The 12,459-nt window shown below is 62.7% G+C and carries 12 protein-coding genes and 3 pseudogenes; 6 read left to right on the top strand and 9 right to left on the bottom strand.

All coding sequences use genetic code 11. The annotated features are described in order from the left end of the window. Positions 1-4 precede the first annotated feature (4 nt). The 9 genes and pseudogenes from GUY40_RS00920 to GUY40_RS00880 form a co-directional block, all read right to left on the bottom strand. Positions 5-892, bottom strand: a complete 888-nt coding sequence (locus GUY40_RS00920) for a branched-chain amino acid ABC transporter permease (RefSeq protein ID WP_166567051.1) — start codon at positions 890-892, stop codon at positions 5-7. A gap of 21 nt (positions 893-913) precedes the next feature. After that, the gene (locus GUY40_RS00915; RefSeq protein WP_166567050.1) at positions 914-2,179 is read right to left on the bottom strand and encodes an ABC transporter substrate-binding protein; all 1,266 of its coding nucleotides are present in this window, start codon (positions 2,177-2,179) and stop codon (positions 914-916) included. A 58-nt stretch (positions 2,180-2,237) separates the two neighbouring features. Further along, positions 2,238-2,960 (bottom strand): ABC transporter ATP-binding protein, encoded by a 723-nt coding sequence (locus tag GUY40_RS00910; protein WP_166567049.1) that lies wholly within the window; start codon positions 2,958-2,960, stop codon positions 2,238-2,240. Then, the gene (locus tag GUY40_RS00905) at positions 2,953-3,711 is read right to left on the bottom strand and encodes an ABC transporter ATP-binding protein (RefSeq protein WP_166567048.1); all 759 of its coding nucleotides are present in this window, start codon (positions 3,709-3,711) and stop codon (positions 2,953-2,955) included. Before GUY40_RS00905 ends, GUY40_RS00910 begins: the two co-directional genes overlap by 8 nt. A gap of 678 nt (positions 3,712-4,389) precedes the next feature. Continuing rightward, a pseudogene (locus GUY40_RS00900) lies at positions 4,390-4,734 on the bottom strand (DoxX family protein); the annotation flags it as partial. A 1-nt stretch (position 4,735) separates the two neighbouring features. After that, positions 4,736-5,095: pseudogene (locus tag GUY40_RS00895) on the bottom strand (putative DNA-binding domain-containing protein); the annotation flags it as partial. Beyond that, positions 5,092-5,582: pseudogene (locus GUY40_RS00890) on the bottom strand (DUF692 family multinuclear iron-containing protein). The pseudogenes GUY40_RS00895 and GUY40_RS00890, both read right to left, overlap by 4 nt. Positions 5,583-5,615: 33 nt before the next feature. Beyond that, entirely contained in the window at positions 5,616-5,927 is a 312-nt protein-coding gene (locus GUY40_RS00885; protein ID WP_166567046.1) for a DUF2282 domain-containing protein, read from the bottom strand. A 92-nt stretch (positions 5,928-6,019) separates the two neighbouring features. After that, positions 6,020-6,553, bottom strand: coding sequence for a metalloregulator ArsR/SmtB family transcription factor (locus GUY40_RS00880; RefSeq protein ID WP_166567045.1), 534 nt, complete (start codon positions 6,551-6,553; stop codon positions 6,020-6,022). 46 nt (positions 6,554-6,599) lie between these two features. Here GUY40_RS00880 and GUY40_RS00875 point away from each other — a divergent pair, with 46 nt between their 5' ends. From GUY40_RS00875 to sufU, 6 genes are all read left to right on the top strand, one after another. After that, on the top strand, positions 6,600-6,977 hold the full coding sequence (locus GUY40_RS00875) for a non-heme iron oxygenase ferredoxin subunit (protein ID WP_178117617.1): 378 nt from the start codon (positions 6,600-6,602) through the stop codon (positions 6,975-6,977). A gap of 202 nt (positions 6,978-7,179) precedes the next feature. Continuing rightward, positions 7,180-8,628 carry a Fe-S cluster assembly protein SufB gene (gene sufB, locus GUY40_RS00870; RefSeq protein WP_166567044.1) on the top strand — a complete coding sequence of 483 codons (1,449 nt, stop codon included), beginning with the start codon at positions 7,180-7,182 and terminating at the stop codon, positions 8,626-8,628. Positions 8,629-8,657: 29 nt separating this feature from the next. Then, positions 8,658-9,419 (top strand): Fe-S cluster assembly ATPase SufC, encoded by a 762-nt coding sequence (sufC, locus tag GUY40_RS00865; RefSeq protein ID WP_166567043.1) that lies wholly within the window; start codon positions 8,658-8,660, stop codon positions 9,417-9,419. After that, a complete protein-coding gene (gene sufD / locus GUY40_RS00860; RefSeq protein WP_166567042.1) occupies positions 9,416-10,735 on the top strand; it encodes a Fe-S cluster assembly protein SufD in 1,320 nt (439 codons plus the stop codon). Before sufC ends, sufD begins: the two co-directional genes overlap by 4 nt. Continuing rightward, positions 10,732-12,006, top strand: a complete 1,275-nt coding sequence (locus tag GUY40_RS00855; RefSeq protein ID WP_166567041.1) for a cysteine desulfurase — start codon at positions 10,732-10,734, stop codon at positions 12,004-12,006. The genes sufD and GUY40_RS00855 overlap by 4 nt, the downstream gene beginning before the upstream one ends. Next, positions 12,003-12,458: a Fe-S cluster assembly sulfur transfer protein SufU gene (gene sufU / locus GUY40_RS00850; RefSeq protein ID WP_166567040.1), complete on the top strand. Its 456-nt coding sequence runs from the start codon at positions 12,003-12,005 to the stop codon at positions 12,456-12,458. Before GUY40_RS00855 ends, sufU begins: the two co-directional genes overlap by 4 nt. The last annotated feature ends 1 nt before the right edge of the window (position 12,459 follow it).

The following is a 12,459-nucleotide window of genomic DNA, read 5'->3' as shown; positions in this document are numbered from 1 at the left end:
GGGCTTACGCCTCCTTTCCGAACAGACCGTTGGGGCGTACCAGAAGCACCAGGATCATCACGAGGAAGATCACGGTGCCGGATGATTCGGGCCAGAAAACCTTGGTCAAACCTTCGATCAGGCCCATGGCGACCCCGGTGAGGATCGCGCCCATGATCGAGCCCATCCCGCCGATGACCACCACCGCGAACACCACGATCAACAGGTTGGAACCCATGGTCGGTGAAACCGAGTAGATCGGCGCCGCCAACACGCCGGCGAAGGCCGCCAGGGCCACACTGAAGCCGTAGGTGAGGGTGGTCAGCAGCGGCACATTGACACCGAAAGCCTGCATCAGCGCGGGTTTTTCGGTACCGGCGCGAAGGTAAGCGCCCAGGCGTGTCTTCTCGATCACATACCAGGTGAACAGGCACATCCCCAATCCGGCAACCAACACCCAGCCCCGGTAGGTCGGCAGGAACATGAAGTCCAGTTTGAAGCCGCCTTGCAGTGCCGGCGGAATCGGATAGTTGCTGCCGGACACACCGAACAGATTGATGAAGCTGCCCTCAATGACCATGGCCAGGCCGAACGTGAGCAACAAGCCGTAGAGATGATCCAGATGCGCGATGCGGCGTAGCAGCAGGCGTTCGATCAATATCCCCAGGGCGCCGATCAGCAGCGGGACCAGAAACAGCGCAGCCCAATAGTTCACGTTCAGATACTTCAGCAACAGCAGTGCGGCGAAGGCGCCCAGCATGTATTGAGCGCCGTGTGCGAAGTTGATAATCCGCAGCAGGCCAAAGATCACAGCCAGGCCCAGGCTCAAGAGCGCATAGAAAGCACCGTTGATCAGGCCCAGCAATAATTGGCCGAACAGGGCTGCCAGAGGTATCCCGAATAGCATGGTCATGTCAGTCGTCCTCGGGCTTTGTCACGGGCGCAACGCGCTGGCGACTTTCTGTTCGGCCTTGACGAGCTTGCACTTGCTCTGAGAAAGCGGAAGAAACGCTTCGTCCGCCGGAATCGTGCTGAGGATCTTGAACAGATCCCACTCACCCCTGGATTCCTCGGGTGTCTTCACCTGGGCCAGATACATGTCATGCACCATGCGGCCATCGACCCGAACCCGACCGTTCTTGGTGAACATGTCATTGATCGGCGTCTTCATCATGTACTCGCGCACTGTCTGCGGATCGTCGGAGCCGGTAGCTTCGACAGCTTTGAGGTACTGATAAGTGCTGGAGTACATGCCCGCCTGAACCATGGTGGGCATGCGCTTGGTCCGCTCGAAGTAGCGGTTGGCCCAGGCGCGGGATTCATCGTTCATGTCCCAGTACCAGCCGGAAACGAACTTTGTGCCTTGGGCAGTTGGCAGGCCGATGGCTTTGATGTCGGTGATGAAGACCATGAGGCTGGCCAGGGTCTGGCCGGACTCCATCAGGCCGAATTGCTTGGCGGTGGAGATGGCATTGACCAGGTCGGAGCCGGCGCTGGCAAGACCGATGATCTTGGCACCGGAGGCCTGGGCTTGCAGGATATACGACGAAAAATCGCTGGTCTGGAATGGGTGGTTGGCCTTGCCGATTATTTTGCCGCCGTTTTCGACAACGGCCTTCGAGACCTGCGCTTCCATGGCGTGGCCGAAGGCGTAGTCGGCGCTGAGCAGGTACCAGGTGTCACCGCCGCTGGCGACGATGGCCTTGGCCGCACCGTTGGATACCGAGTAGGTGTCGTACACGTAATGCAGGTGGTTGGGCGTGCAGTATTCATTGGTCAGGCTGGCAGCAGCGGCAGTGGAAACGATGGCAAAACGGTGTTTTTCCTCCACCAGTCGGGTGACCGCGATGGCCACCGGTGAAGAATTGAGCCCGGCGATCAGGTCGACATTACGCTGGTCGATCCACTCGCGGCTGATGTTGGCGCCCAAGTCGGCGTTGTTCTTGTGGTCGGCGAAAAACAGCTCGATTTTCTGCTGGCCGATATTGCCACCGACGTCCTCGATCGCCATGCGTATGGCTTCCAGTCCGCCCGGGCCGGCGAGATCGCTGTAGGGGCCGCTCAGGTCATCGAGGTAACCGATGCGAATTTCATCGTCGCTGATACTGGCCTGGGCAGTGCCTGCGAGCAAGCCGGCGAACAGGCTGGTGATGATCGTCCTGGTCATAGGGGCGGTACTGAAGTTGAATGCTGCTGACATGCGAATCTCCACGGCTTGAGAGCGCGCTAATTGTTGTTATAGGTCGGTTACAGCAGGGTCAAACGCCAAGCATGGCGTTGAGTTGATCTCGTTTGCCGTCCAGTTCCCTGGCGGTGAAATGTTCGACGACCTGACCGTGCTCGATCAGGTAATGACGATCGGCCAAGGGCGCGGCGAAGCGGAAGTTCTGCTCCACCAGGACGATGGTGATGCCCCGGCGCTTGAGCTCGACCAGAACTTCGCCCAGGCGCTCGACGATCACGGGGGCCAGGCCTTCAGTGATCTCGTCGAGCAGCAACAGGTTCGCGCCGGTGCGCAGGATTCGGGCCATGGCCAGCATCTGTTGTTCGCCGCCGGACAGGCGAGTGCCCTGGCTTTTACGGCGCTCGTAGAGGTTGGGGAACATGCTGAAGATCTCCTCCAGCGACATGCCGTCACTGGCCACGGTCGGTGGCAGCATGAGGTTTTCTTCAACGTTCAGGCTGGCGAAGATGCCGCGCTCTTCCGGGCAGAACCCTACGCCCAGGCGGGCAATCTGGTGCGCGGCGATCTTCACGGTCTCCTCGCCTTTGATGCAGATCGAGCCGGTACGTCGACCGACCATGCCCATGATCGATTTCAAAATGGTGCTGCGACCGGCGCCGTTGCGTCCGAGCAGAGTGACCAGTTCACCGCGATTGACGGTCATGTCGACGCCGTGAAGGATGTGTGATTCCCCGTAGAAGGCATGCACGTTGGCCAGGCGCAGTTGTTCCCGTTCTGGATTGTGTAATTCAGACATGCTCAGCCTCCTTGCCCATGTAGGCTTCACGTACCAGCGGGTTGGCCGATACGGTGGCGTAGTCGCCTTCGGCCAGCACACTGCCGCGTGCCAGTACGGTGATGCGATTGCACAGGCTGCTGACGACGCGCAGGTTGTGTTCGACCATCAGCACAGTGCGGCCCACTGCGACCTTGCGGATCAGTTCAACCACCCGCTCGACGTCCTCATGACCCATGCCCTGGGTCGGTTCGTCGAGCAACATCACCTTGGGCTCCAGGGCCAGGGTCGTGGCCAGCTCCAATGCGCGCTTGCGTCCATAGGGCAGTTCGGCGGTCTTGTGCAGGGCGAAGTCCTGCAGGTCGACTTGTTCGAGAAGATGCATGGCGTGCTGGTTGAGGTGGTCGAGCGAGTTGGCGGCTTTCCAGAAATGGAAGGAAGTGCCGAGTTCGCGTTGCAGGGCTACGCGGACGTTCTCCAGCACGCTCATCTGGCCAAACACTGCCGATATCTGGAAGGAGCGCACCAGCCCCAAGCGGGCGATCTTGTTGGGGGCCAGCTTGCCGATGACTTGTCCTTGATACAGCACCGCGCCCCGGGTGGCTGGCAGGAAGTGGGTCAGCAGGTTGAATACCGTGGATTTGCCGGCTCCGTTGGGACCGATCAGGGCATGGATATGCCCCTCCTGCACTTGAAGATCGACCGAGTCCACGGCGGTGAAGCCATTGAACTCCTTGGTCAGCCCCCGGGTTTCGAGAATGACATTGCTCATCGCTATTCTTCCTGCCTGGTGATGGTTTTGCTCGGCTTAACAGTCCCCATGCCACATGTGCCCGGGTCAACCTTGACCGCTGGGCGTGCATGCAAGGGTGGAGCAATCCAGCACTGCGGACAGAAATAAAGGAAAATTATAAGTAATCATATTGTCATTAATACCTATGGTTCGATCCTTGGTAGAACTGACGACGGACATAATTTTTGTGCTTTGTTTCATCTTAAGCACCTAATTCACAGGGTTTGATTGTTTTTATGGTGATGTGAATGCTTTCTTGATGGGCTCGACGATACGCTTTGACATTTATTAATGTCAACATGTTGTCTTGATCTTGGTGTGTGCAGTCAGCAAATATTTCCGTCACTCGACTGCGAGGGGGCCGTTTTGGACGGTTCCTGCATTCAAGCATTCGAAAAGGGGGCGATGCGAAGGGGCGTTTCGGCTAGCCTGAACTCAGGCACGCCAACCACTGGAGAATCTACTCACCACATTGAGTGGTGCGTTTCGCAGTGACGATTTGCGTCGACTGCGGGTTGAAACCAACCAATTGGTGTCGGGCGAGGGTTTGAGTTTTTTCCTGTCCAGCAGCAAATCCGACCGCGATCATCAGGGACGCGCTGGCCGATTACCTGGTGGGCTGGGGTTCCAGCGCAGTACCCAGGCATTGGAGAAACTCTAGCGCCGGGCAATCAGGTGATCGATCGAAAGCACTCCAGGCCCACGGGCCATCAGATAGAGCAGCACCGCCGCCCAGGTACCGTGGGTAGGGTAGGCGTCGGGGTAGACGAATGTCTGAATGACCAGGGTTATCCCGAGCAACGCCAAGGCAGAGAAACGGGTGGCGAAGCCGACCAGAATCAGGAGCGGAAAAAAGTGTTCGGCAAAGGCTGCCATGGGCGCCGCCACTTCAGGTGCAAGCAACGGCACCGGGTATTCGCTTCGAAACAAGGGAATGGTCGAGTCGGCCAGGTGCGGCATGCCCAGCTCGAAGTTGCCGGAGATCAGATCGACTGCGAAGCCCGGCGTGGAAGGCGCGTATGCGCAGCCGCTCCAGGCGCGTGACGTCGGCGAGGTAGGGCAGGCTGGCAGCCGGTTCAAAGCTTTCGATAAAGGCGGCGAAGTCCTCGCCATATTCCACCAGCAGGCGCGAGCGAGGTGGATGGGACTGCACGTAGGTCAGGCCCATGGCGTTGAAGAAGGCTTCGCCCACCAGTTGCAGCACCACCGGGTAGCTGTCGGCCAGCGCGCCCAGCAATGAGCTGATGACGTTGTTGCGGTAGACCGCAAATCGACTGTCAGGCGCCGGGCTGCTGAACAGATCGGTCGGGGCGGTGCGCCCAAGGTCGAACAGAGCCGCGGCGAAATCGGCTTGCGTGCTCATGGCTGAACCTCGCAGGCCATGATCAACTCTTCAGCCATTCGGGCTTCGGCCAACAACTGCGGCAAGGGTGGCAGGTCGTTGTCGCGCTCGATCAGCGTCGGGATCGGCCCGATGCGCTGGAGCAATTGGCGGTAGAGCGCCCACACCGCGTCATCGATGGGGGCCGAGTGGCTGTCGGTGGATGCCTTTCGAACAGAGTTTTCAGGCGCTGCAGATGGTCGCCGTCCAGCGGAGTTTCAGCGCCGATGGACAAGCCGACCCCGTGGATCGAAAGCGGATACTTTTCGTGAAGCAAACCGAGGTAGTGGTGAAAAGGCCCACCCTCGACCATGTAGTTCTCGGCATGGATTTCAAGAAAACCAATGTCCGGATGGTTTTCGAGCAGACCGCGAAAGTACTCGGGTTTCAGCCCCAGCCCGGCTCGGGCTGGTAGCTGACAGGCGGCCTGAGCGGCTCGATGCACGGTGGTGTCGGCTGGAGTGGTCATGATCAAGGCTCAGGCTGGTCGATAGGTTGGGAGTCAGGACTTTGCCTTGAAGGCCTGGAGTTGACCGAAGCCGGTAGGCGAAGTGGAGCTGACGGTTTTTTCGCAGGTGCCTTTAGGGACCTTCTTCCAGGAGTTGGCTTGATGGTCCATTTTCGAAGTGCCGGCACAGGTGGTGCCTGCGCCCGCTGCGCAGTCGTTCTTACCCTTCATGGCGACGCCGTAGCATTTTTCCATGTCGTCGGCGGCATGGGCGGCGGGGATCATGCTCAGGCTGAGGGCCGAGCCCAGAGCCAGTGCCAGAGCGGCGGCGGAGAGGGACAGGCCCAGGGTGCTTTGGTTGTTCATGGTGATGCTCCGGTGGTTGAGTTTGGGATTGGCGCTACACAGGGGGAATGTGTCGTGTGAAAACTATTTGAGCACCAGACTATGATCAATATTCACGACATACTCATAATGGTTTTCCACCAGTTCGATGGTCCCGTCCTGAGCCGGCCGGCACTCGGCCATGAAACCTTCCGCGCAGCGGATCCTGACCAGGGCGGCCACCCGCTGGTCGAGCGGCAGGTCCTGGCGGGGCATCTGCGCGCGATAGGCGCCACTTGCTTGCGTGTCCAGCCGTCGGTCAGGCGCTCCAGGCCTTCTTCACCGAAGGTGCTCTGCACCACCTGCAGCATCTCGACCGCCAGCCCCGCGTGGTGATCAGGGAAACGCGCATTGGCCTTCGGCGTCAGCCGCCAGATGCGCGCGGGCCGGCCAATCTTGCGCTGCTCATCGCTGAACTCGACCAAACCCTCGCCGTAGAGGACGGAAAGGTGCTGGCGCACGGCCATGGCCGTCACGCCTAGTTGCTGCGCGACCTGCGCCGTGGCCTGGGGGCCGTCCCGCTTGAGCAGTAAAAGGACCCGATCCCGACCGGAGCCGGGCGCCTCGGCATTCTTGCTGGCCACACGCATCGGTGCTTCCATTTCCATACTTAGTAAAGTTCATTGTTGACATTCGAGGGGCGACGGTCTAGCAGTGAAGTTTGGCGGCTCGGCAGCCCTGCCGGGGGCCTCGGTCGCAGCCTGGAGTGGCGCCATGAGTGAATTCGTCAGGGTCGCCCGCGTGGGCGACATCAAGCCGGGTAGCGGCAAGACCGTGTACCTGGGGGCTACGCCCGTCGCGCTGTTCAACGTCGCCGGCCAGTACTTCGCCATTCACAATAGCTGCCCGCACGAAGACGGCCCGCTGGGCGAAGGCACGCTCTGCGGCTGCGTGGTGACCTGCCCCGTGCACGCCTACGAGTTCGACGTGACCAACGGCGAATGCCTGACGGAATCGGCCTATCGGGTCGAGCAGTTCGAGGTGCGGGTGGAAGGCGACGACATCTTGCTGCGGCCCTCGGCGGAGGCCTGACGCGCTGCTGGTCTCGCTGCCCGGCGCCGCGCTCCGCGACCCGCAACTCCCCCGCGAGCCGTCACCGGCAAGTGCGCGACCGCCCCGAGTCAGTGAATTTTCCGAGTATCTCTACTTTAAAAAGAATATAGTTGCTGAATATGGAGCTGCGCTTCACGGATGAGCGATCGAATCCTCCGTCGTGGGGACGAGGAGGGCAGTGATGAGCACTGATAATGCGAAGATCCGCGAACTCAGCAGTCGGGCGTACAAGTACGGCTTCGTCTCCGACCTGGAGAGCGACGCCGCCCCGCGCGGGCTCAACGAGGACATCATCCGCCTGATCTCGGCCAAGAAAAACGAGCCGCAGTGGCTGCTCGACTGGCGCCTGAAGGCCTACCGTCACTGGCTGACCATGCGCGAGCCGAGCTGGCAGAACGTCCACTACGCCCCCATCGACTACCAGGACATCATCTATTACTCGGCGCCCAAGCCAAAAACCCCGGGGCCCAAGAGCCTCGACGAGGTCGACCCCGAACTGCGCACGATGTTCGACAAGCTCGGCATCTCGCTCGCCGAGCAGGAGCGCCTGACCGGCGTGGCGGTGGACGCCGTGGTCGACTCGGTCTCGGTGGCGACGACCTTCAAGCAAAAGCTGGCCGAGGTCGGCGTGATCTTCTGCTCCTTCTCCGATGCCGTGCAGAATCACCCGGATCTGGTGCGTAAATACCTGGGTTCGGTCGTCCCCTATAGCGACAACTTCTTCGCCACGCTGAACTCGGCGGTGTTTTCCGACGGCTCCTTCTGCTACGTTCCCAAGGGGGTGCGCTGCCCGATGGAGCTGTCGACCTACTTCCGCATCAACGCCGCGGACACCGGCCAGTTCGAGCGTACCCTGATAGTCGCCGAGGACGACGCCTACGTGAGCTACCTCGAGGGCTGCACCGCGCCGATGCGCGACAAGAATCAGCTGCACGCGGCGGTGGTCGAACTGATCGCGCTGGATGATGCGCAGATCAAGTACGCCACGGTGCAGAACTGGTACCCGGGCGACGCCGAAGGGCGCGGCGGCATATACAACTTCGTCACCAAGCGCGGCAAGTGCGCCGGCAGAAACTCGAAGATCTCCTGGACCCAGGTCGAGACCGGCTCGGCCATCACCTGGAAGTATCCGGGCGTCATCCTCCAGGGCGACGACTCGGTCGGCGAGTTTTACTCGGTCGCCCTGACCACCAACCACCAGCAGGCGGACACCGGCACCAAGATGATTCACATCGGGCGCAACACGCGCAGCACCATCCTCTCCAAGGGGATCTCCGCCGGCCATGGGCAGAACACTTACCGCGGCCTGGTGAAGATCCAGAAGGGGGCGGCCGGCGCCCGCAACCATACCCAGTGCGACTCCCTGCTGCTGAGCAGCCAGTGTGGCGCGCACACCTTCCCCTATCTCGAGGTGAAGAACCCCAGCGCTCGGGTCGAGCACGAGGCCTCCACCTCGAAGATCAGCGAGGAACAGCTGTTCTACTGCCGGCAGCGTGGCATCCGCGAGGAAGATGCGGTGCCGATGATCGTCAATGGCTTCTGCCGCGAGGTGTTCAAGGAACTGCCGATGGAGTTCGCGGTAGAAGCCCAGAAACTGCTGGGCGTGAGCCTGGAGGGTTGCGTCGGCTGAGGGCCGAGGTTTGAAGGCTGAGGTGGAGCATGCTCGAGATCAAGAATCTGCACGCCAATGTCGAGGGCCGCGAGATCCTTCGGGGCATCACGTTGCGGATTGGCGCCGGCGAGGTGCACGCGATCATGGGGCCGAACGGCTCGGGCAAGAGCACCCTGGCCCAGGTGCTGGCGGGCCATGAGGCCTACGAGGTCAGCGGCGAGGTGCTTTATGAGGGCCGGGATCTGCTCGCCATGGCGGCGGAAGAGCGCGCGGTCGCCGGCATCTTCCTGGCGTTCCAGTACCCGGTGGAGATTCCTGGCGTCGGCAACCTCTACTTCCTGCGCACGGCCCTCAACGCGGTGCGCAGGCAGCGCGGGCTCGAGGAGCTCGACGCGCTGGACTTCCTCACGCTGGCCAAGGAGCGCATGGCGCTGGTCGAGATGGACCAGAGCTTCATGAGCCGCGCGGTCAACGAAGGCTTCTCCGGTGGCGAGAAGAAGCGCAACGAGATCTTCCAGATGATGATTCTGGAACCCAAGCTGGCCATCCTCGATGAAACCGACTCGGGCCTGGACATAGATGCGCTGCGCACCGTCGCCGCTGGCGTCAACGCACTGCGGCGTGAAGACCGCGCGCTGCTGGTGATCACCCACTACCAGCGCCTGCTCGACTACATAGTGCCGGACCATGTGCATGTCATGGCCAACGGCCAGATCGTGCAGTCCGGCGACAAGACGCTGGCCGTCGAGCTCGAGAAGCACGGCTATGCCGCCTTCGAGCAGGGGCCGACAACCGGAGCCAGGCCATGAACGGCGAAGCGAGCACGGCGTTCCTCGCCCGCCTCGAACCCAGGGTCGACGGTCGCCAGCCGGCCTGGTTGGGGGATCTGCGTCGCGCGGCGTTCCACTGGGTGGCCGAACAGGGCTTTCCGACGGCCAAGGATGAGGCCTGGAAGTACACGCGAGTCGCGCCCATCCTGGCCATCCCGTTCCAGCCGGCCGGGCCCGACCCGAGCCGGCAGCTGTCCGCCGCGAACGTCGAGCAGCTCTGCGGCGACCTCGGCGGCCCGCGGATGGTCTTCGTCAACGGCTATTTCGCCGCTGAACTCTCTGCGTTGAAGGACCTGCCCCCAGGCGTCCAGCTCGGCAGCCTGGCCGCACTGCTCCCGGCCGACAGCGGGGCGCTCGAGGACTTGTTCGCCCGTGCGTTCCGCGCGCAACCGCAGGCCTTCACCGCGCTCAATGCGGCCCTCGCCGAGGACGGGGCCCTGGTGCGGATCTCCGCCGGCACCCGGGTCGAGGCGCCGATCCACCTGGTGTTTCTTTCGGCCCCCGGCACTACGCCGCTGGCGGCGCATCCGCGCGCCCTGGTGCAGGTGGGTGCCGGGAGCCGCGCGACCGTGGTGGAAAGCCACCTGGGTAGCGGGGCAGCGGTCTACCTCAGCAATGCCGTCACCGAACTGGTGCTCGAGGCTGGCGCGACGCTCGAGCATTACAAGCTGCAGGACGAGAGCACCTCGGCGTTCCATGTTGCGTTCCTTGGCGTGCGCCAGGCCGAAGACAGCCGCTTCGTCGCGCACTCCTCGGTACTCGGTGCGGCTCTGGCGCGGCAGGAGGTGCGGGTGCTGCTCGAAGGCCCCGGCGCCCAGGTCGTTCTTGATGGTCTTTACCTGCCCCGCGGCGAGCAGCACCTGGACAACCAGACGTGCATCGAGCACCTGGCACCGCGCTGCACCAGCCGCGAACTCTATAAGGGCGTGATCGACGGGCGTGGCCACGGGGTCTTCGACGGGCGGATCATAGTGCGCCCGGGCGCGCTGAAGACGGATGCCAGCCAGACCATCAAGACGCTGCTGTTGTCGGCGTCGGCCCAGGCCAACACCCAGCCGCGGCTGGAGATCTTCGCCGATGAAGTCAAGTGCGCCCACGGCGCCGCCGTCGGCCAGCTGGATGAACAGGCCGTTTTCTATCTGCGTTCGCGCGGGATATCCGAGGCGGCGGCGCGGTCCCTGCTGACCTATGCGTTCGCCAGCGAGATGCTCGAACTGATTCGCCTGGAGCCGCTGCGGGCCCGGGTGGAGCGCTTGGTGGCCGCGCAGCTGCGGGGCCTGGAGGTGGCGGCATGAGCAACCTGGAAACCAGCCTGCAGACACCGCCGAAACGGCTCGACCTCACGGCCAGCTACGACGTCGAGCGGGTGCGCCAGGCCTTCCCGATTCTCGCGGAGACGGTCTACGGAAAACCCCTGATCTACCTCGACAGCGCTGCGACCAGCCAGAAGCCACAGGCAGTCATAGACGCGATGTCGCGCTTCTTTCTGAAGGAGAACGCCAACGTGCACCGTGGCGTGCACTATCTCTCGGTGCGTGCCACCGAGGAGTATGAGAAAGCGCGGGCGAAGGTCCAGCGGTTTCTCAATGCCGAGCACGTCGAGGAAATCGTCTTCGTCCGCGGCACCACCGAGGCGGTCAATCTGGTCGCGCAAACCCTTGGCAAGACCCAGGTCCATGCCGGCGACGAGGTGCTCATCAGCGCCATGGAGCACCACTCGAACATAGTTCCCTGGCAGATGCTCTGCGAGCAGACCGGCGCCCATCTGCGGGTGGCACCCATCGACGATGCCGGCGAACTCCTGCTGGATGAGCTGGAACGGCTGATCGGGCCCAGGACCAGGCTGGTGGCGGTCGCCCATGTCTCGAACGTGCTGGGGACCATCAACCCGATCCAGCGCATCGTCGAGCTCGCCCATGCCCGGGGGGCGCGCGTGCTGGTCGATGGCGCCCAGGCGGCCCCGCACCTGAGGCTCGACGTGCGCGCCCTGGGCTGCGACTTCTATGCCCTGTCGGGGCACAAGATGTACGGCCCGACTGGCGTAGGCGTGCTTTATGGCCGCCGCGAACTGCTTGAGGCGATGCCGCCCTACCAGGGCGGCGGCGACATGATCCTTTCGGTCAGCTTCGAAAAGACCCTCTACAACAAGCCGCCCTACCGCTTCGAGGCGGGCACGCCGAACATGGCCGGCGCGATCGGGCTCGGCGCGGCGATCGACTTCCTCGGCGAGCTGGGGGCGGAGGCCATCGCTGCCCACGAGCAGGCTGTGCTGTCCTACGCGCAGCAGGCGCTTGCGGCGGTGCCCGGCCTCCGGCTGATCGGCACCGCGCCGGAAAAGGTCGGCGTACTGTCTTTCGTCCTCGACGGCATCCATCCGCACGATATCGGTACCGTCCTCGACCGCGAGGGTATCGCGATCCGCACCGGGCACCACTGCGCCCAGCCGCTGATGCAGCGATTCGGCCTGGCCGCCACGGCCCGCGCCTCGCTCGGCTGCTACAGCACGGAGCAGGACATCGATGCGCTGGTGGCTGGCCTGGCCAAGGTCCGGGAGCTGTTCCAATGAACGGCGAGCTGCGCGATCTCTACCAGGACGTGATCATCGACCACGGCAAGCGGCCGCGTAATTTCCGCCCGCTGGAGGGCGCTACCCATACGGCGGAGGGCTTCAATCCGCTGTGCGGCGATCAGCTCAGGGTTTATATCCAGCTCGCGGACGGGGTGATCGAGGACATTGCCTTCCAGGGGGCCGGCTGTGCCATTTCCCAGGCCTCGGCGTCCTTGATGACCATGGCGGTCAAGGGAAAACGGCAGGAGGAGGCGCTGGCGCTGTTCGACCGGGTGCATGCGTTGCTCATCGAGGGTCCGGATGCCCAGGCGGCACCTGCGGAGCTCGGCAAGCTGGCGGTGCTCGCCGGGGTCTGGGCATTTCCGGTGCGGGTCAAGTGCGCGACGCTGGCCTGGCACACGCTGCGCAGCGCCCTCGAAGGGGGCAGCGCGCCGGTCACTACGGAGTAAG

Source organism: Pseudomonas sp. R5(2019) (genome assembly GCF_009905435.1).
GTDB lineage: Bacteria > Pseudomonadota > Gammaproteobacteria > Pseudomonadales > Pseudomonadaceae > Aquipseudomonas.
This window is presented reverse-complemented; position numbering and strand designations above follow the sequence as displayed.